The sequence below is a fragment of the Providencia sp. PROV040 genome (genome assembly GCF_032706145.1).
GTDB lineage: Bacteria > Pseudomonadota > Gammaproteobacteria > Enterobacterales > Enterobacteriaceae > Providencia > Providencia hangzhouensis.
This window is the reverse complement of record NZ_CP120530.1, coordinates 286,563-306,697: the sequence shown is the minus strand read 5'-3', so window position 1 is coordinate 306,697 and position 20,135 is coordinate 286,563. Positions and strand designations below refer to the sequence as shown.

The 20,135-nt window shown below is 41.9% G+C and carries 16 protein-coding genes; 9 read left to right on the top strand and 7 right to left on the bottom strand.

Going from position 1 to position 20,135, the window contains the following annotated elements:
• Window positions 1-56: 56 nt before the first annotated feature.
• A complete protein-coding gene (locus tag P3L40_RS01365; RefSeq protein ID WP_196732414.1) occupies window positions 57-1,388 on the bottom strand; it encodes a DUF3748 domain-containing protein in 1,332 nt (443 codons plus the stop codon).
• 122 nt (window positions 1,389-1,510) lie between these two features.
• On the opposite strand from P3L40_RS01365, the gene P3L40_RS01360 reads away from it, so the two are divergent.
• A complete protein-coding gene (locus tag P3L40_RS01360) occupies window positions 1,511-2,125 on the top strand; it encodes a trimeric intracellular cation channel family protein (RefSeq protein WP_004262660.1) in 615 nt (204 codons plus the stop codon).
• A 37-nt stretch (window positions 2,126-2,162) separates the two neighbouring features.
• On the opposite strand, the gene ligB is transcribed toward P3L40_RS01360, so the two are convergent.
• Entirely contained in the window at window positions 2,163-3,890 is a 1,728-nt protein-coding gene (gene ligB / locus P3L40_RS01355; RefSeq protein ID WP_210852431.1) for an NAD-dependent DNA ligase LigB, read from the bottom strand.
• Between the two features lie 320 nt (window positions 3,891-4,210).
• On the opposite strand from ligB, the gene gmk reads away from it, so the two are divergent.
• The 5 genes from gmk to recG are packed head-to-tail and all read left to right on the top strand — an operon-like array spanning window position 4,211 to window position 10,136.
• A complete protein-coding gene (gene gmk / locus P3L40_RS01350; RefSeq protein WP_004262662.1) occupies window positions 4,211-4,834 on the top strand; it encodes a guanylate kinase in 624 nt (207 codons plus the stop codon).
• 56 nt (window positions 4,835-4,890) lie between these two features.
• Window positions 4,891-5,166 (top strand): DNA-directed RNA polymerase subunit omega, encoded by a 276-nt coding sequence (gene rpoZ, locus P3L40_RS01345; RefSeq protein WP_004262665.1) that lies wholly within the window; start codon window positions 4,891-4,893, stop codon window positions 5,164-5,166.
• Window positions 5,167-5,185: 19 nt separating this feature from the next.
• Complete coding sequence (spoT, locus tag P3L40_RS01340) at window positions 5,186-7,303, top strand: bifunctional GTP diphosphokinase/guanosine-3',5'-bis pyrophosphate 3'-pyrophosphohydrolase (protein ID WP_004262666.1); 2,118 nt, start codon at window positions 5,186-5,188, stop codon at window positions 7,301-7,303.
• A 22-nt stretch (window positions 7,304-7,325) separates the two neighbouring features.
• Window positions 7,326-8,039, top strand: coding sequence for a tRNA (guanosine(18)-2'-O)-methyltransferase TrmH (gene trmH / locus P3L40_RS01335; RefSeq protein ID WP_210852433.1), 714 nt, complete (start codon window positions 7,326-7,328; stop codon window positions 8,037-8,039).
• 15 nt (window positions 8,040-8,054) lie between these two features.
• Window positions 8,055-10,136 carry an ATP-dependent DNA helicase RecG gene (gene recG, locus P3L40_RS01330; protein WP_210852435.1) on the top strand — a complete coding sequence of 694 codons (2,082 nt, stop codon included), beginning with the start codon at window positions 8,055-8,057 and terminating at the stop codon, window positions 10,134-10,136.
• 97 nt (window positions 10,137-10,233) lie between these two features.
• Here the strand turns inward: recG and gltS are convergent, their stop codons facing one another.
• Window positions 10,234-11,448: a sodium/glutamate symporter gene (gene gltS / locus P3L40_RS01325; RefSeq protein ID WP_004262677.1), complete on the bottom strand. Its 1,215-nt coding sequence runs from the start codon at window positions 11,446-11,448 to the stop codon at window positions 10,234-10,236.
• Between the two features lie 235 nt (window positions 11,449-11,683).
• On the opposite strand from gltS, the gene P3L40_RS01320 reads away from it, so the two are divergent.
• Both P3L40_RS01320 and P3L40_RS01315 read left to right on the top strand, forming a co-directional pair.
• On the top strand, window positions 11,684-13,072 hold the full coding sequence (locus P3L40_RS01320) for a uracil-xanthine permease family protein (protein WP_036958597.1): 1,389 nt from the start codon (window positions 11,684-11,686) through the stop codon (window positions 13,070-13,072).
• A 126-nt stretch (window positions 13,073-13,198) separates the two neighbouring features.
• Window positions 13,199-14,956, top strand: a complete 1,758-nt coding sequence (locus P3L40_RS01315) for an AsmA family protein (protein WP_136134100.1) — start codon at window positions 13,199-13,201, stop codon at window positions 14,954-14,956.
• 76 nt (window positions 14,957-15,032) lie between these two features.
• Here the strand turns inward: P3L40_RS01315 and fabY are convergent, their stop codons facing one another.
• From fabY to yihX, 3 genes are all read right to left on the bottom strand, one after another.
• Window positions 15,033-15,947: a fatty acid biosynthesis protein FabY gene (gene fabY, locus P3L40_RS01310; protein ID WP_036958598.1), complete on the bottom strand. Its 915-nt coding sequence runs from the start codon at window positions 15,945-15,947 to the stop codon at window positions 15,033-15,035.
• Between the two features lie 23 nt (window positions 15,948-15,970).
• Window positions 15,971-16,408 (bottom strand): D-aminoacyl-tRNA deacylase, encoded by a 438-nt coding sequence (gene dtd, locus P3L40_RS01305; protein WP_004262693.1) that lies wholly within the window; start codon window positions 16,406-16,408, stop codon window positions 15,971-15,973.
• 61 nt (window positions 16,409-16,469) lie between these two features.
• Entirely contained in the window at window positions 16,470-17,084 is a 615-nt protein-coding gene (yihX, locus tag P3L40_RS01300) for a glucose-1-phosphatase (protein ID WP_094960806.1), read from the bottom strand.
• Between the two features lie 351 nt (window positions 17,085-17,435).
• On the opposite strand from yihX, the gene P3L40_RS01295 reads away from it, so the two are divergent.
• Window positions 17,436-18,038 carry a hypothetical protein gene (locus P3L40_RS01295; RefSeq protein WP_196732413.1) on the top strand — a complete coding sequence of 201 codons (603 nt, stop codon included), beginning with the start codon at window positions 17,436-17,438 and terminating at the stop codon, window positions 18,036-18,038.
• A gap of 81 nt (window positions 18,039-18,119) precedes the next feature.
• Here P3L40_RS01295 and typA read toward each other — a convergent pair whose 3' ends face one another.
• Window positions 18,120-19,943, bottom strand: coding sequence for a ribosome-dependent GTPase TypA (typA, locus tag P3L40_RS01290; protein WP_004262702.1), 1,824 nt, complete (start codon window positions 19,941-19,943; stop codon window positions 18,120-18,122).
• Between the last annotated feature and the right edge of the window lie 192 nt (window positions 19,944-20,135).

The window sequence follows — 20,135 nt, the reverse complement described above, 5'->3', positions numbered from 1 at the left end:
ATAAAAAAAAGCTTATCAATACTTTTTTTATTCGTGACTGTAGTAACATAATTATTTTATTTGCTGTTTAAACCCGTTTCTACGGTATAAATTTGCCTAAATCCATCAATATCTCGCATAAACGCAATCAATTCATCATTAGGTGAAAATACAACGGAATCAGCAACAGGAGCAAGTTCAGTACGCTGCGTTAATTTTTGTATGGCTCCGCTTACGACGTGACAATACACGACACTATTGTCACAAATAAAGCAAATGTGCTCACCTTTACTATCCCAGCTAAAGGCAGACTGGACTGGTGAAGAACCCTGAGTTATCTGCCTTTGCACTCCAGTTAGCGTATCAACTAACCACAATTGAGCATTACCGTCATCATCATTCATCAAACAAGCGATTGATTTACCATCTGGCGAAGTTCTTAGCCAATGTCGTGGCTGCTTCGCTAAACCAGGAAATTTTTTATCGTGTGTATAAGTTAAACGCCTTTGCTGTATACCTTTTGGTGGGGAAGGCATGCTTGATTCTGTTCCTTGGATAGGAGATTCCCCCGCAATCATGTAATCCTCAAGCTGTGAAGGTAGATCAACAATATAGATCTCAGGAATAATTTCTCCATTTGTAGAATGAGTGTCACCAATAAACACCAGCGCTCTTTCTTGCCACTCTCCATTCTCTTTTTGATAACCTTTTTGACCTACCCAACCCTCTTCATATGCACGGCTAATCTCATCGCTGCTAGGCTTAGGCTGTTGCGTTGTTCGCGTCACAACACAACAAAAGTAATCGCCACTATATTCTCGAAAATGTATTTTAGGACTCACATTAACGGGCCCAATAGGTACTGCAATTGCTACATTTCGTTGGTCTAATTGCACATCTAATTCATGCATTACATGGTCATTATAGGTAAAACTCAACCACTTTCCGTCTGGACTAAAAACATGGACATGAGTCCCCCCACGCAACGCCCCCACTAAATACGGAGGGGTAATACACATTGCATCAATTGGGTGAGCTACATTTAATTGATCTTCTTTAACATACACCCCTCTTCGATGGTGAAAGTCATATTGCCACTGTTCATCAGGGTACTCAGGGCCATGGATAAAAGCATATTGAGTTGGCAGTTGAGGACTTACCGTTACCACTCCAACATGAGCCCCATGACTTGCACGATAAACCTCAACGACTTGTAATGTTTTTACATGAATTTTTTCTATAGATAAACCTGTAAAAGAACTACCGCTCGGCCGTATATCATACGCTAACCACTGGCTGTCTGGAGTCCAGATATTAATATTCGTTAGTTGGTGGCTTCGTTCATCATGCGTTAAACATGTTTCTTTATAGGGCAATTTATTATTCAATCTGTTATCCTTTGACATCATTTAATATCGCTATCGGATTACTTTAACTAATCTAGTTTAATCAATACTAGAAAATCTCAGTCGAGAAGTTTCATAAGTAATATTACCCTTTAGCAATAACCTTAATCTCGAACAAAACTACCATGTTATTAAGTGTACTTTATATTATTGGTATCACCGCAGAAGCCATGACTGGAGCACTTGCGGCTGGTAGACGAAAAATGGATGTCTTTGGCGTCATTATTATTGCGTCCGCGACGGCAATTGGTGGTGGTTCCGTCCGTGATATCTTACTTGGCCATTACCCCCTAGGTTGGGTGGAACATCCTGAGTATATCCTGACTGTTGCAGGCGCTGCGATTGTGACAATCTGGATAGCCCCTATGATGAAACATTTACGCCGATTATTCCTCATATTAGATGCTATCGGACTAATTGTGTTTTCTATACTTGGCGCCCAAATAGCACTCGATATGCACTACAGCCCAATCATTGCAGCTATTGCAGCAGTGATTACTGGCGTTTTTGGTGGTGTGTTAAGAGACATGCTGTGTAACACAATCCCTTTAGTTTTCCAAAAAGAAGTCTATGCTGGCGTTTCTTTCGCTGCCGCTTGGATCTATATTGGCCTATTACAAACGCCTTTACCTAAAGATATCGTGGTTATTATCACACTCGTTGTTGGCTTGAGTGCAAGGCTAATAGCCATTCGTTATCGTCTCGGTTTGCCTATTTTTAATTACGAAAACCAAGATTAATCTAATCAATAAAAGAGTTTCAGCCATTAATGATTTACTATTGATGGCTTTCTATTGGTGGCTGAATCGCTTTCATGTCAGACAATATACGTAAAATAGATTCAATTTCTGGTTCCGCTAGCCAATTAGCTAATTTTTTCTTTTGCAGCCTCGTCAAATTTAGACTGTTAACCCATGATGGGTCATACAACATACCTATGTCAGTCACTTTCCCTACTTGTAATTTAGTTAGTGGAATTGCGAGACCTTTTAACCAAAGCGAAATAGGTTGATCCTTTGCCATTTTCAGTTGCTTTACTAACATTTGGTGTTTTTTACCTTTCGATAAATCGCTTTGCCATTGTTCTGACAACCAAGTTGTTAATCGAGTTAGGTTATGGTTTTCTACCCACTGGCGCCATGTAGCCTCACTTATTCCTCGCATACGTAGTTGTTTACCTAACCACGTTAACCTTGCGACAAACTGCTGTGAGCAAACTTCAGTATAAGTAAGACAACTGAGTGAGTGAAATTGCTTTAAGGTTGATGTCTCTGGATATTCGCGTTCCTCTCGTCGCCAAATAACGTCTTCAATCTTTGGACTTCCTAGCCCTGAAAGAGAGACAAGTATTTTATCTCCAACAAGTAAATCTCGTTTTTCCCATGATGATAATGATCCAGCATTTACCTTTGAAATAGTTTTCGAGTCAATATTGATGGGGGTTATGCTAGCTACAACACTAATTCTCCCGGTCCTTCCTATATTGAACTGAAGCTTAGTTACCTCTGATAGCACACTGCGTAATGGATATTTCCATGCAATCGCCCAACTATTTTGTTTTGATTGCCAGGCTGATGCTGCTGGCGCTGGAAAATTTTTAAGCACTACGCCATCTGTAGCAAATGGTAATTGCCCTTGATAATAGTATTCCCTTAGTTGCTTAGCTTGAATCTTATTTTCAATTTTATGGCTATATTGTTCAGCAAGCGGAAAACCTATCTCAGAAAGTAATGTTAACTGTGTTTTTGGATTAGCATCCCCCGCAGGCCATGCCCAAATAAAAATACCAATATTTTCTTCAAGGGCGGTTGGCTCATTTTTTCGCATTAACCACCCCGCAATCTTATTACGAGCGTTCACTCCCCCACTTTTAGCTTGAATATGTCCATTCATACGCCAAAATAATTCGCCTTGAAGGACTAACATGCCTGAATATTTGATTTGTTTGGGTATCGCAGGAATAAAATCTGCTTTTGCCCGCCACTCGATTCCTTCAACACTATTTCCTCGGCTAATCATGGAAATAAGCTTGCCATTTTTATAAACCAACGTTACTGCTACACCATCAACTTTAGGTTGTAGCCAGATATTTTTACGTGTTTCTATCCAGCTATAAACTTCTAATTCATTGAGTTTCTTTAACCCTGTATGAGGAATGGGATGCATAGTTAGCTGTGATTTTTCAGGTAATAGTACTTCTGGCAATTCTTCGGGAAGTTGCTGGCATCGTTGTAAAGAACGCCATAAATTAAATAGCTGGTCATAAGCTTCATCACTAATGGAACTGCTACCCGCCAAACGGTAAGCTTGGTTCCACAGTTGTAATTGTTTTCCTAACCGATGACTTTCCTGACTTATTATTTTACTATTTTGTTTTTCACACGGTTTATTAACGGCAATTTGCTGCGTTGCTTGAGCAACATTAATACACACCATTACCCCAACAATTAACCCACTTAGTCTATAAACTGACGCGAACCAATAACCATACAAAATATAAATCATAACTATTCCTTGTTATTACCAATCCATTAAGATGTTACTCTTTTAAAGCATTTTCTCCTCAGTTGCTAAGCATCAAACAACCTCTCAAAGTCTTCATCCTCAAAAGAAGTTGTTTGCAAAAGGCTTCGCAAAACTAATGATGCTTTCATGAGTAATAAGTTAATTTCTCGAGCCCGTTCACAATTTAGTTACTAATCAAATTCATTTAATTAAAATTCATGATTTATTGATATCGCTGCATGTTGATGCAAGTCCGTGTATACTATGTCGGGTTTATCACCATCTTTTATGTTTAATCCTCGACTATTCAAGAAATCATCATGATACAAGGCACGTTATATATTGTTTCTGCCCCTAGTGGAGCAGGGAAATCAAGTCTGATTCAGGCTTTATTAAAAACACAACCATTGTATGACACACAGGTTTCCGTTTCTCATACAACTCGAACTGCACGTCCAGGAGAAGTCCATGGCGAGCACTATTTCTTTGTATCTGAAACTGATTTTTTACAAATGGTCGACAAAGGTGAATTCCTAGAGCATGCATGCGTTTTTGGGAATTATTATGGGACGTCCAAACCTATCATTGAAGATGTATTAAATAGTGGTGTTGATGTTTTTCTTGATATCGATTGGCAGGGAGCGCAGCAGATAAGAGCCAAAATGCCTGAGGCGCGTAGTATTTTCATTCTCCCACCATCAAAAGATGAACTTTATCGCAGACTGCGTGGTCGTGGGCAAGACAGCGATGAAGTTATTGAAAAACGTATGTCACAGGCAGTAGGTGAAATTGAACATTTCAACGAGTATGATTACCTTATTGTTAATGATGATTTCAATACCGCACTGAGCGATTTACAATCTATCATCCGTACTGAGCGTTTAAAATTAGGGCGTCAAGTTCAACGACATGATGCTTTAATCAGCAAATTACTAGCAGACTGAGAATAGTTTCAGTATCATATCAGGTCATTTTTTTATTTCTTTGGAGTAGCACATTTATGGCACGCGTAACTGTTCAAGACGCAGTAGAAAAAATTGGTAACCGCTTTGACCTCGTATTGGTTGCGGCACGTAGAGCTCGTCAGTTACAAACGGGTGGAAAAGACCCTTTAGTTCCTGAAGAAAATGATAAATACACTGTTATCGCATTACGTGAAGTAGAAGAAGGCTTAATCAACGGTCACATTTTAGATGTGCGTGAGCGCCAAGAACAGCAAGAGCAAGAAGCGGCTGAAATGCAAGCAGTTTCTGCAATCGCTGAAGGTCGTCGCTAATCACTAAGGTGGGTCTGCCTTGTATCTGTTTGAAAGCCTTAATTTAGTCATTCAAAAGTATCTTCCTAAAGAACAAATTGAATTACTAAGAAAAGCCTATGTTGTTGCTCGGGATGCCCATGAAGGACAGACCCGTTCAAGTGGTGAGCCTTATATTACTCACCCAGTTGCTGTTGCTTGTATTCTTGCTGAGATGCGTTTGGACCATGAAACACTAATGGCAGCGCTACTTCATGATGTGATTGAAGATACTCCAGCGACATTTCAAGATATAGAAGAATTGTTTGGTACCACCGTCGCCGGTCTCGTCGAAGGTGTATCCAAACTAGACAAGCTCAACTTTCGCGACAAAAAAGAAGCCCAAGCAGAAAACTTCCGCAAAATGATCATGGCGATGGTAAAAGATATCCGTGTCATTTTGATAAAACTGGCAGACCGCACTCACAACATGCGCACGTTGGGGTCACTTAGGCCCGATAAACGTCGGCGCATTGCACGTGAAACCCTTGAAATATATAGCCCGTTAGCCCACAGGCTAGGTATACACCACATCAAAACAGAGCTTGAAGAACTGGGTTTTGAAGCGTTATATCCCAACCGTTATCGTGTTATTAAGGAAGTCGTCAAGGCTGCTCGCGGTAACCGAAAAGAGATGATCCAAAAAATTCTCTCGGAAATTGACGGTAGGCTAACCGAGGCAGGAGTTCCTTGTCGCGTAAGTGGCAGAGAAAAACACCTTTATTCCATCTATCGCAAAATGCACCAAAAAGAGCAACGTTTCCATTCCATTATGGATATCTATGCTTTTAGGGTAATTGTAAAAGATGTGGATACTTGCTACCGCGTTTTAGGCCAAATGCATAGTTTATACAAACCGCGTCCGGGGCGTATTAAAGACTATATTGCTATCCCTAAAGCTAACGGCTATCAATCGCTACATACCTCATTGATTGGGCCACATGGTGTTCCTGTCGAAGTGCAAATTCGCACAGAAGACATGGACCAAATGGCTGAAATGGGGGTTGCTGCGCATTGGGCATATAAAGAGCAAGGCGAACAAGGTACAACAGCACAAGTTAGAGCTCAACGTTGGATGCAAAGTCTACTTGAGTTACAACAAAGTGCAGGTAGCTCGTTTGAATTTATTGAAAGCGTTAAATCGGATCTATTTCCAGATGAAATCTACGTTTTCACCCCTGAAGGCCGCATTGTTGAGTTACCTACTGGTGCCACACCTGTTGACTTTGCCTATGCGGTGCATACAGATATTGGTCATGCTTGCGTGGGCGCGCGTGTTGATCGCCAGCCTTACCCACTTTCGCAATCCCTTACGAGTGGCCAAACTGTCGAAATTATTACCGCGCCGGGCGCACGGCCAAATGCAGCATGGCTCAATTTTGTTGTCAGCTCAAAAGCGCGGGCCAAAATTCGCCAGTTATTGAAAAACTTAAAACGTGAAGATTCTATTAATTTAGGTCGCCGTTTACTCAACCATGCGCTAGGGGCAGGAAATAAACTCACTGATATCCCTCAAGCCAATATTGATGCGGAATTGGCACGCATGAAGCTGCACTCTATCGATGATTTGCTTGCTGAAATTGGGTTGGGTAATGCAATGAGTGTGGTTGTCGCACGTAACCTACAGAACAATCCACAAAATACACCTGAAGAACAAGTGTTAGTTGAAAGCCGGAATAAACTCTCTATCAAAGGTGCTGATGGTGTTTTAATCACCTTTGCAAAATGTTGTCGTCCTATTCCTGGTGACCCAATTGTTGCACATATTAGTCCTGGTAAAGGTCTCGTTATTCATCATGAATCCTGCCGCAACATTCGTGGTTATCAAAAAGAACCTGATAAATTTATGGCTGTTGAATGGGACAACGACACTGATACCGACTTTATCGCTGAAATTAAAGTGGATATGATTAATCACCAAGGTGCTTTAGCGAATTTAACTGCCGCCATTAATGACGCCAATTCAAGTATTCAAAGTATGAATACAGAAGAAAAAGATGGCCGTGTATATTGCGCTTTTATTCGCCTTACAACTAAAAACCGAGTTCAATTGGCAAATGTGATGCGGAAAATCCGTATTATGCCTGACGTTCTACGTGTTAGCCGAAACCGTAATTAACGACCATACGTAATTAATAACTATGAATGAACGCCGCTATCGCCGCATTTGCCAAATGATGGCGATGCGGCAGCCTGACCTAACTCTCTGCCTCGAAGATATTCATAAACCGCACAATGTTTCTGCGATTGTACGCAGTGCGGATGCCGTAGGGATCCATCAAATTCATGCTATTTGGCCGGACCAACAAGTCAAACTGTCCGTTTCTTCTGCTGCGGGGAGTAATAGCTGGGTTAAAATTATTTCACACACATCCACCGAAGAAGCAATTGCCCACATAAAATCACAAAATATGCAGGTTTTGGCGACTAACTTGTCAGAACATGCCGTTGATTTTCGTGAAATTGATTATACTTTGCCAACTTGTATTATGATGGGGCAAGAAAAAACAGGGATTTCACAACAAGCCCTCGCACTGGCTGATAAACACATTATCATTCCAATGGCTGGCATGGTGCAATCTTTGAACGTTTCCGTTGCTTCTGCACTGATTTTATATGAAGCCCAACGGCAACGGCAGCAGGCGGGTATGTACGAACGTGACCATTGCTTACTCTCACCAGATGAACAACAAACTTGGTTATTTGAAGGAGGTTACCCTGTACTGGCTGAAGTTGCTAAACGTAAGGGACTTCCTCGCCCATTTATCAATAACCAAGGGCAAATTGAAGCTGATGACTCGTGGTGGGCACAAATGCAATTAACCGAAAAAATGAAAAGACGGCAGTTTGGTTAAATAAAAGGAAATAACATGAATAATGGGCTACTTGATACCATTTCACTGACTTCATTGCACGGAATTGGAGCAAGCCAGTCAGAAAAAATGCGTAAAATCGGTTTGAACACCGTTCAAGACCTTCTTCTTCATTTCCCTTTACGCTATGAAGACCACACCCGTCTATATCAAATAAAAGATCTCCTCCCCGGTACGACCGCAACAATTACCGGTGAAATACTGCAAACTAAAGTGGTATTCGGCCGCAAAAGAATGATGACCTGCTTGATTTCCGATGGCACAGGTAACCTCACCTTACGTTTTTTTAATTTTTCAGCTGCAATGAAGAATAACTTAGCAGAAGGAAAACAGGTCACCGCCTATGGGGAAGTTCGCAGAGGAAATACAGGGCCAGAAATCATTCACCCCGAATATAAAGTCTCCCAAGACACCAGCAATATCAGCTTACAAGAGAACTTAACACCTGTTTACCCAACCACGGAAGGTGTTCGTCAGGCCACTTTACGCAAGGTAATGGAACAAGCGCTAAGGTTACTTGATAGCGGAAAAATAAAAGAATTGCTTCCAGAAGAGCTTAGCCGTGGAATGATAAGCCTACCAGATGCCATTCGCTTATTACACAATCCACCACCGAATGTCGCTTTGATTGAACTGGAGAAAGGGCACCATCCTGCCCAGAAACGGCTTATACTCGAAGAGCTTTTAGCACATCACCTCAGTATGCTAGCCATCCGTGCAGGCAACGAACGCCTATATGCCGAGCCTTTAGCAACAAGTGGTCAATTAAAATCACAGTTACTCGCACAATTACCTTTCTCGCCAACAAATGCACAAAACCGTGTTGTTAGCGAAATTGAAGCAGACCTCGCCAAAGATGCCCCTATGATGCGTTTGATTCAAGGGGATGTAGGGTCAGGAAAAACGCTTGTTGCAGCCTTAGCGGCCGTTTGTGCCATCGAGAATGGCAAACAAGTAGCTTTGATGGCTCCCACCGAAATTCTTGCAGAGCAACATGCCAATACATTCAAACAATGGTTAGAGCCTTTAGGCATTAAAGTGGGTTGGCTAGCGGGCAAACAGAAGGGTAAGGCACGTCAGGCTCAGCAAGATGCCATCGCAAGTGGAGAAGTTGCGATGGTTGTTGGAACACACGCTATTTTCCAAGAGCAAGTGAGCTTTAAAGCGCTGGGGCTTGTTATCATTGATGAACAACATCGCTTTGGCGTTCATCAGCGGCTCGCTCTGCGTGAGAAAGGTGAGCAGCAAGGGTACCACCCTCATCAATTGATCATGACCGCTACGCCAATCCCACGGACACTGGCGATGACAGCGTATGCAGACTTAGATACCTCTGTCATCGATGAGCTTCCTCCGGGCCGTACGCCTGTCACTACTGTCGCCATCCCAGACACTCGCCGTAACGATATTATTGAACGCGTTCGCCAAGCCTGTATTGAAGAAGGTCGCCAAGCCTATTGGGTCTGTACACTCATTGAAGACTCTGAATTATTAGAAGCACAAGCGGCTCAAGTGACCAGCGAAGAACTCGCACTGGCACTACCTGAATTAAAAGTAGGCTTAGTCCACGGGCGAATGAAACCTGCTGAAAAACAAAGCATTATGGCGGCTTTTAAAAGGAATGAAATTCAACTGCTTGTGGCTACAACGGTCATTGAGGTCGGTGTTGATGTGCCTAATGCCAGTTTGATGATCATTGATAACCCTGAGCGCCTTGGTTTAGCTCAATTGCACCAATTGAGAGGACGAGTTGGCCGTGGAGCTATCGCATCTCACTGCGTATTATTATATAAGACACCGCTAACCCACACCGCTAAACAACGGCTACAAGTTTTACGTGATAGCAATGATGGCTTTGTTATCGCACAAAAAGATCTCGAAATTCGCGGGCCTGGGGAATTATTAGGCACTAGACAAACAGGAAATGCAGAATTTAAGGTCGCTGATTTGTTACGTGACCAATATATGTTGCCAGAAGTGCAACGCCTCGCTCGCCATATTCAACAAAACTACCCAGAAAATGCACAACAACTTATTGAGCGCTGGTTACCTGAGCGAGAACAATACAGCCACGCTTAAGTTTTATATCTTCTTTTTATCCATTCCTTAAAATGAAAATTGCCGTGAATATTTTCACGGCAATACCTGCTTAACTTGATTTATTATTAAATAAAAACTATCCCGCAATAGTTGGGAATAGTGGCAACATTAAATACAATTTAATGACTATCGCATTAACAATATCAATGAAGAATGCCCCAACCATTGGGACCACAAGGAACGCAAGGTGAGATGGCCCCAACCTATCCGTTACCGCTTGCATATTCGCAATCGCTGTTGGCGTAGCCCCAAGACCGAAACCACAATGCCCCGCAGCTAAAATAGCGGCATCATAGTTTTTCCCCATCACACGGAAGGTAACAAAAATTGCATACCCTGCCATTACACAAGCTTGTACAGCAAGAATAATGATCATTGGAATGGCCAGTGATGCTAATTCCCAGAGCTTCAAGCTCATTAAAGCCATCGCTAAGAATAATGATAGGCTCACGTTACCCATAACAGAAACGGCGCGGTCAAACACTCGGTAAAAACCAAGCAGTGATAGGCTATTGCTTAAAATAACACCAACAAACAGTACACATACAAATTTAGGCAGTGCAAAAGGAGTATCGGCTAATTCACCTGCAATATAACTTCCTATCAGCAAACAGATAGCAATCAATGCAATAGTTTCAATTAAAACCATTGACGTGATCATGCGCCCTGATTGAGGCTTCTCAAATGCAGTTGGCACATCTTTATCATCTTCTGCCGTTCCTGGCGTTGGAATATTACGTGTTAGAAAACGTGCAACAGGTCCGCCAATTAAACCACCAAGAACGAGCCCAAATGTAGCACACGCCATTGCAACTTCTGTTGCACTTTGGAAACCATAATTTTCAGTGAAAATTTTACCCCATGCCGCACCAGTACCATGGCCGCCAGATAAGGTAATTGAGCCAGCTAACAGCCCCATTAAAGGGTCTAGTCCCAATAATTCAGCAAGGGCAATCCCCACTGTGTTTTGGACTAGCAATAAGCCTACAACCACAAAAATAAATATAAACAATGCCTTACCACCAGCTTTCAAGCTAGCAAGGTTGGCATTAAGACCAATAGTGGCAAAGAATGCCAGCATCATAGGTTCTTGCAGTGATAAGTCAAAAGAAAGGCTCCAGTCAAATAATTGTTTAAGCAATAAAAGACTAAAAGCAACTAACAACCCACCCGCAACAGGTTCAGGGATGGTATATTTTTCAAGAAAAGGGACTGATTTTACCAGTTTACGCCCAAGCAATAATACTAAGGTAGCAGCTACCAGTGTACCGTAGACATCGAGATGATACATTCACGTACCTCGTCTGTTGTTAAAATTATCAAAAACTAGTTAGACGTTAATTTCTTCCTTAAAACGCCAAAAGCAGGTTGTAGGATTAGAAAAAAAAACTGTTATAAATACAAGTTAAAATATATATAAATGTGACGACACTATTTAACTAATGAATATATTTTTTAAAAGCAAACGATTGCTTTTTAATTTCGACACATTACAATGCGTTTTTTGTTGGCGAGAAATGAAGGCAATGAATACTGCGACGTCTGAAAAGCAAACTACTGAAGCGACCATACACACGCAAAGCGAACTTATTTACAAATTAGAAGACCGTCCACCGCTGCCGCAAGCTTTGTTTGCTGCCGGGCAACATCTTCTGGCGATGTTTGTCGCTGTTATTACCCCAGCGATGCTGATTTGCCAGGCTTTGGGGCTACCAGCTCACGATACTCAACGCATCATTAGTATGTCTTTATTTGCCTCCGGTATTGCTTCTTTAATTCAAATTCGTGCATGGGGCCCTATTGGCTCAGGCCTACTTTCGATTCAAGGAACCAGTTTTAACTTTGTTGCACCGTTAATCATGGGGGGTGTTGCACTCAAGCAAGGTGGGGCTGATATCCCATCCATGATGGCAGCTTTGTTTGGCACGTTACTCGTCGCCGCATTAACCGAAGTGATTCTTTCACGTTTTTTACATCTAGCCCGCCGTGTCATTACACCACTGGTTTCTGGTGTCGTTGTCATGATCATCGGCTTATCTTTAATTCAAGTCGGCTTAACCTCCATTGGTGGTGGTTATGGTGCGATTAGCGATAATACCTTCGGTTCACCAGATTACCTGATTTTGGCTGGGGTTGTTTTAGCGGTTATTATTTTACTTAATCGGCAGAAAAACCCTTACTTACGTGTCGCATCTTTAGTTATTGCCATGGCCGTTGGTTATATTGCAGCTTGGTGGATGGACATGTTACCAAATGCGCAACCAATGGAAGCCAATCAGCCAATTATTACTGTCCCTGAGCCTTTCTATTATGGCTTATCTTTCGACTGGAACCTGTTGATCCCATTAATTCTCATTTTTATGGTGACTTCCTTAGAAACAATAGGTGACATTACCGCCACTTCAGATGTGTCAGAACAACCCGTTCGTGGCCCTTTATATATGAAACGAATCAAAGGTGGCGTACTTGCCAATGGTTTGAACTCGATGGTCTCTGCGGTATTTAATACTTTCCCTAACTCTTGTTTTGGGCAGAACAACGGTGTTATCCAATTAACAGGGGTGGCAAGTCGCTATGTCGGTTACATTGTTGCTTTAATGTTAGTGTTATTAGGGCTATTCCCTGCGGTTGCAGGCTTTGTACAACAAATCCCTGAGCCCGTATTAGGCGGAGCAACCATTGTGATGTTTGGTACCATTGCCGCTTCAGGAGTGCGTATCGTGTCTCGTGAGCCACTCAATCGCCGCGCCATCATGATTATAGCCCTTTCTCTCGCCGTGGGTATGGGTGTGTCACAGCAACCCTTGATTTTGCAATTCGCGCCTGACTGGTTAAAAACATTATTTTCTTCAGGTATTGCTGCGGGGGGTTTAACTGCAATTGTTCTGAATTTAGTCTTCCCTCTCGAAAAATAACCTTTCATTCTAGCCGCCAGTGTTGAACACTCTGGCGGTTTTTCTGTATGCTATCCTTAAATTGTCGTTATATTAGACGGTTTCTTCCTGTGTCTATTCGTTCACAAACCAAAGGAGCAGTAAACTGTGAAATGGTTAATCAAATTTACTACCTATGCACTTTTGTTACTGCTGCTATTGTTTATTTTTACTTATATCGGGCTACAAACCCGTTGGGGCGCATCCTACTCCAGTCAATTTTTAAGTAAATTTACCAGTTACGATATTGATGTGGGAATTATGGGGCATGAGTTTTCTAACCCCGGTGAGTTCATCTTCCAAGATGTTAAGTTAACGGCTAAAAACAGTGACCTATCTTTAGATTCACGGCAAGTCGTGGTTGATGTTAATTGGCTAAACCTATTTAGTGGCACCGCAATAAAACGTTTGGTTATCACTCAAGGGACATTATCTACAACAGTCTCACCAAATACGGTGTTGTTCCCTATTTCCGCGACTATTTTGCAATTTGAAAATAGCCAGATTACGCTTAAAAAAGGCAATGATACGGTACAAGTCGCCGGCTTTACGGGAGGAATGACCCCTTGGAAACCCACCGAAAACACTCCTTTTGGTTACGGTGATTTTCGATTTACCTCTAACCAATTAAAATTCAATGACCTTGCATTCAAGAATATTGCCATTACCGGTAAATTACAGCAGCAAGGAACAGAAATAAGCCAAGCCAGTGCCTACTTAAATAATGGCTATATTGCGGGCACTGGGAAGGTACTTAATGATGGCTCTATCATGGTTGACTCCCTCACCATGAATAAAGTTGGCTGGGAAAATAATGTTGATTTCGATTCACTATTTGGTGCAATAACGAGTGATAAATCACTGCAAGTCAAAAAAGTAGAACTAACCAATGTTGATATTCAAGGTAAAGATTGGGCACTTTCTGGCTTAAGCACCGAAATTGACCAACTCAGCTTCGTTAGAGGCAGCTGGACTAGCCCTAAAAGCAGCATTAGCTTTAATGTCGACCAATTCGTCGTGAAAGACCAGCAGCTGAGTACCTTAATTGGAGAGCTGAATATTAACGGTGATAACCTCAATATCAGCAAGTTATCAGGTTACTATAATAAAGGCATTTTTAACCTCAGTGGGTCTTGGCAACGCAATAATCAAGTACTCACTATCGATGACGGTAAACTAGCGGGTATCTTATATACCTTACCTGAAAATTGGTTGTCCTTCTTCGCGCAACCAACGCCAGCGTGGTTGTCCGGTTTAAATATTAAGAAATTCACCCTTTCCCAATCACTTTTGATGAATATCCAGCCGCAATTTCCTTTCGAGTTGACGGCATTAAGCGGTAATATTGAAAATGTTGATTTAATCAAACAGAAACAATGGGGAATTTGGAGCGGTAAAGCGACATTCAATGCAGATAGCGGCACAATCAACCAAGTTCTAGTGCGCCGTCCATTTGTCGAAATACGCCAAAGTGGTAAATCCTCGGCAGCAGCGAGCTTAACGGTCAGTACTGATAAAGGTATCAGTAAAATTGGCTTGCTGGTAAAACAAGAGCCCAAAAAAGTCCCCTTCTTACTCAGGGCATCAGGTTCTAATATTGACCTCGTCGATTTAAACCAATGGGGTTGGGCAGGCTTCCCAGCTCAAGTTATCGGTGACTTTGATGCGACATTACAAGGGGACTTACTCGCCCCATCAGTGGCAAAAAGTTTGAATGGGGAATTGATGGCCATACCATTGCAAGGTAAACGCCTATTCCGTACCGTTGTTAACGGGGTTGTCACTTCTTCAGTAGAGTCCGAAGCCGATTTACAGCCTACCGAGCCTTCTTTGGTAGAGCCGCTCCCCGCTCTTAGCAATCCATAAAAACTATCAATCCATAGAAATACAAAAGGCAGGTCAATCATACCTGCCTTTATCTTTTAATTTTCAATGAATAACGTTACTTTGCGGGCTCTACAGGTAACACCATATAGACACCACTGAATACAGCACCCACTTTACCATCGGGGTTACTGACTTCGACTTTCAGTTTTACTCGCGCTTTGCTACCCCGAGCTAAACGGTCAAGGTCACCGCTCATATTAGCTAAGTCCGCAGTTGCTGTAGGCCTGCCGCTTACAGGTTTACCATAACGAATACTGGCATCGACCAATACAATATCGCCACCAAGCTGGTGTTCTTGCATTAACAGCCAAATCAGCCCCCATCCTGTCAGTGTAGCTAATGAAAATTGGCTCCCTGCAAAAATCGTTTCATGGGGGTTTTGATTGCCCGCCTCCGGCATGGTAGTAATAAAACGGGTCCCCGTGTATTGGTCGATTCGGACACCCATTTTTTCGCTTAATGGAATATACTTATACCAAGCTTGTTGTAGCTCACCACACCAGTCTGGACGATGTAGAATTTGGTCTAATGTCTCAATGGGTTTGATCATCAAGTAATGGCGCACTGGTGTTTTTAACTGCCCAGCGACTTGCCCACGGTTCTCAAAGCCCATTTTATCGAAAAATGGTACTGCTTCTTCACGAACACTGGATACGATGCGTTTGACGCCTTCTTGGCGTGCAACGGACTCTAGGGCCATGATAATCAATTTACCGAGCCCTTTACCTTGCATGGCAGGGTTAACGGCTAAAAAACGGATTGCTCCCTCGTTGTCAGCATTGATATATAAGCGACCAATGGCAAGAATACGGTTTTTATCATCCACGACCATTTGATGGTGTGCGGTTAAATCATAACCATCTTTTTCTGAACCTAGGGGTTGATTAAACGGTTTTCGCAACATTTCCCAGCGAAAATGGTAGTAAGTTGCAAATTCAATATCATCTTTCGGTGTACGTAAATGGTACATCGCTTCCCCCTTTAAAAATGAACTCACACTTGTAGCCAGAAGGTAACAGGGCCATCATTGGTTAAATTCACTTGCATGTCAGCGGCAAACTCACCAGTTTGTGTTTCAACCCCTTGTTGGCGGCTCTGTTCAACGAAGTATTGGTACAAAGCATCTGCTCTTTCAGGCTCTGCTCCCCCTGAAAAGCTAGGCCGCATACCTTTTTTAGTGTCAGCTGCTAAAGTAAATTGAGAAACGACCAAAAGGCTGCCTCCCGCCTGCTGAACATTGAGATTCATTTTCCCTTGTTCATCACTAAAAATACGGTAGCCCAATACTTTTTCACACAAACGTTTGGCTTTCTGCTCATCATCATCTTTTTCAACACCAAGCAAAACCAACAACCCAGCATTTATTTGCCCTACGATTTTCTGATCAACAGCCACACTCGCATGAGTGACTCTCTGGATTAATGCAATCATGATGACTCTTTACAAAAAGATGGAGCAACGTTAGCCGTTGCCCCACTATAAAATCAGGATGTTATTCAACTTCTGCACTAAAATCGTAAGTGCGGAAATATTCAGGAATGGTGTCTTTATCCACAACATGAATACTACGAATACCAAGGGCTTCTGCGGCTTTTACATTTTCTTCGACATCATCAAAGAAAATAGCATCTGCAGCATCAAACTCTTCTGATTGCAGTACATATTTGTAGATTTCAGGATCAGGCTTACGCATGCCTAAATCTTGGGACAGATATAGGAAATCGGAGGAGGCTGCAATTTCTGGGTAGTGTGCTGGCCAGTAGTCTAGATGTAGACGATTAGTATTCGATAAAACCACCACTCGGTGCCCTTGCTCACGCAGGCGTTCCATAATATCAATGACTTCAGGTCTTAACGAAATAAAAATAGCGTGCCAGCCTTCAGCAAAGTCTTCAAAGCTTAGAGTGATGTCCATTTCTTCACAAAGCAGCTCAGCAAACTCGATGTCTGAAATTTTTCCACACTCATGTAATTGAAAGATATTACCAAAAGTAAACCGTGATTTGATCTCTTCACTTGGTGTACCACTGAGTTCAGACCATTTATCAAATACACGATTAAAGTCGATATCAATAATCACATTACCCATATCGAAGATATACAGCATAAATTTTCCTCATTGTTATTCACTAAATTTACTTTAATCATTATTCACGCAACTGAACAGCCCTAATTAGTGATAATTCACGTTATTTTGTCAATTTATCGATTAAGCAATCCACACTTAGCGCAATTAATGAACAACAAACCAGACGATTTGTTCCATTAATGAGAAAACGCTTTTTATCCCAAAGGTGCTATTTCACACAGCACTATCGGTTTTTGATACTAAATGTTAAGTCCCTCCATACGCTTTTTGCATAATAGTTTTTACGTAGCAAGCCATGCCACAAGCAATGTGAGCTGATATCTATCCGATATCAGTAATAAATAAATCTTAAAATATAAAAGTCATACTATGAAAATAGATAAAACAATCTCTTGGCCGATTGCTATTCTGTGGGGAAGCTTATTTTTAATTCCATTATTTAATACTATCCCTCTGGATTTTAATATCGACCTTACAACAAAAATTATTGAACATTTTCAATCTGTTACTCTAATTATCAGTGCCATTTTCACTTGGTTTTATATGAAACCATTACAGCAAAAAAATCAGGGAATGAAATTATTTTGGGTGTGGGCAACTATCTGGTGGGTAACATTATTTGGCAGAGGAATAAATTGGGGGCGTGAATTTTTTCCTAATCTGGATCACTCTTACTTCAGGCTAATTTCTATCATCTTGATTGGCAGTTTAGTTCTGATGCTATTTGCTTCTTCATTAAGAAAAAGTATTATTTTTCACCTAAAAAACACAGCTATTCCACTTTGGAGCCTACTGCTGACCCTGTGCGCTTTTGTGATTTCAGATAGTGTTGAACACCATAGATTTCTTAGTTCAGTTTTTCTATATCATTCTGAACTACAAAGCCTTATCGAAGAATTATACGAAGTTCCTTTAATTATCGGACTGTTTATTTCGTCGCTGTATTTTATGAAAAAAGACAAGTCATTATAAACCTTATAAATAAGTAAGGCGCCTTTCGGCGCCTTACTGCATAACTACAATGACGTAATGAACAACATCACGTAACGATAATTAGTCTTCTTTAGAACGGTTTGCACGACGGCGATCGTTCTCAGTCAAGTGGCGTTTACGCAGACGGATAGACTGCGGAGTCACTTCAACTAACTCGTCATCATCAATGAACTCAAGTGCTTGTTCCAGAGTCATTTTAATTGGTGGTGACAGTGTTGTTGCTTCATCAGTACCTGACGCACGCATGTTAGTCAGTTTTTTACCCGTTAAGCAGTTAACGGTTAAGTCGTTAGAACGTGAGTGAATACCGATGATTTGACCTTCATACACTTCAGCACCGTGACCTAAGAACAGCTTACCACGGTCTTGCAGGCTGTATAGCGCATAAGCAACTGCTTTACCTTGACCATTGGAGATCAGAACACCGTTTTGGCGGCCGCCGATTTCGCCTGGGCGAACATCATCGTAATGACTGAATGTTGAATACAGTAAACCAGTACCTGATGTCATTGTCATGAATTCAGTACGGAAGCCAATCAGACCACGGCTTGGAATGACGTAATCAAGACGTACGCGGCCTTTACCGTCTGGCATCATGTCGCGCAGGTCACCTTTACGCTCACCTAAAGCTTTCATGATGTCGCCTTGGTGCTGTTCTTCAACGTCTAAAGTCACTTGTTCGAATGGCTCTTGTTTACGGCCATCGATTTCACGAATGATAACTTTTGGACGCGATACTGCTAATTCGAAACCTTCACGACGCATGTTTTCAATCAGAACAGATAAGTGAAGCTCACCACGACCAGAAACACGGAATGCGTCTGGATCTTGAGTTTCTTCAACACGCAGTGCAACGTTGTGAACCAATTCTTTATTCAAGCGGTCAAGGATCTGACGTGAAGTCACGAACTTACCTTCTTTACCGCAGAATGGTGAGGTATTAACACAATAGAACATGCTAACTGTTGGCTCATCAACCGCTAACGCAGGCAATGCTTCAACGCTACCGACTTGGCAAATGGTGTCAGAAATGTTCAGTTCACCTAAACCTGTCAGAGCGACGATATCACCCGCTTCAGCTTGTTGTGAATCAATACGCTCTAAACCTAAGTGAGTCAGAACTTTACCAATTTTACCGTTACGAGTTTTACCTTCGCTATCGATAACTGTTACTTGTTGGTTAGGCTTAACAACACCACGTTTGATACGGCCGATACCGATAACACCTAAATAGCTGTTGTAATCCAATTGCGAAACTTGCATTTGGAATGGACCGTCGATATCCACTGCTGGTGGTGCAACATGTTCCACAATCGCTTCATACAGTGGAGTCATGTCTTCAGCCATGTTTTCGTGGTCAAGGCCTGCGATACCGTTTAATGCAGATGCATAAACAATAGGGAAATCGAGTTGCTCATCCGTTGCACCTAAGTTCACGAATAAGTCGAATACTTGGTCAACAACCCAATCAGGGCGTGCGCCTGGGCGGTCAACTTTATTGATAACAACAATAGGACGTAAACCGTGGTCGAACGCTTTTTGCGTTACGAAACGAGTTTGTGGCATTGGCCCATCCATCGCATCAACAACCAGCAGTACGCAGTCAACCATAGACATAACGCGCTCAACCTCACCACCGAAATCGGCGTGACCTGGGGTGTCTACGATATTGATATGATAACCATTCCATTGGATAGCGGTATTTTTAGCAAGGATAGTAATACCACGCTCTTTCTCCAAGTCATTGGAGTCCATAACACGCTCATCAACAGTTTCACGTTCACCGAACGTGCCTGATTGCTGCAATAATTTACCAACCAGTGTGGTCTTGCCATGGTCAACGTGAGCGATGATGGCGATGTTTCTTAAATTTTGAATTGACAAGGATTTTTACCGTTTAATTGACAGGAAAGGAATATGCTTACTGAGCCATTATTCATACCCAAAGCATACTTTCTACGTTAATTTGCTGTTATTTTACACGTTTTTCCGCACAAGTGGAATAAATGTGAAACCCATCACTGTATAAAAAGTTTTTAGCGAAAAAACATTCAGTTGCGTAACAGTGCCAGATTC

Coding starts and splice junctions, on each gene's coding strand:
- P3L40_RS01360 (WP_004262660.1), top strand. CDS start 1,511: ATGTTATTAAGTGTACTTTATATTATTGGTATCACCGCAGAAGCCATG.
- P3L40_RS01365 (WP_196732414.1), bottom strand. CDS start 1,388: ATGATGTCAAAGGATAACAGATTGAATAATAAATTGCCCTATAAAGAA.
- fabY (WP_036958598.1), bottom strand. CDS start 15,947: ATGTACCATTTACGTACACCGAAAGATGATATTGAATTTGCAACTTAC.
- trmH (WP_210852433.1), top strand. CDS start 7,326: ATGAATGAACGCCGCTATCGCCGCATTTGCCAAATGATGGCGATGCGG.
- gltS (WP_004262677.1), bottom strand. CDS start 11,448: ATGTATCATCTCGATGTCTACGGTACACTGGTAGCTGCTACCTTAGTA.
- P3L40_RS01320 (WP_036958597.1), top strand. CDS start 11,684: ATGAATACTGCGACGTCTGAAAAGCAAACTACTGAAGCGACCATACAC.
- P3L40_RS01295 (WP_196732413.1), top strand. CDS start 17,436: ATGAAAATAGATAAAACAATCTCTTGGCCGATTGCTATTCTGTGGGGA.
- ligB (WP_210852431.1), bottom strand. CDS start 3,890: ATGATTTATATTTTGTATGGTTATTGGTTCGCGTCAGTTTATAGACTA.
- dtd (WP_004262693.1), bottom strand. CDS start 16,408: ATGATTGCATTAATCCAGAGAGTCACTCATGCGAGTGTGGCTGTTGAT.
- yihX (WP_094960806.1), bottom strand. CDS start 17,084: ATGCTGTATATCTTCGATATGGGTAATGTGATTATTGATATCGACTTT.
- rpoZ (WP_004262665.1), top strand. CDS start 4,891: ATGGCACGCGTAACTGTTCAAGACGCAGTAGAAAAAATTGGTAACCGC.
- gmk (WP_004262662.1), top strand. CDS start 4,211: ATGATACAAGGCACGTTATATATTGTTTCTGCCCCTAGTGGAGCAGGG.
- recG (WP_210852435.1), top strand. CDS start 8,055: ATGAATAATGGGCTACTTGATACCATTTCACTGACTTCATTGCACGGA.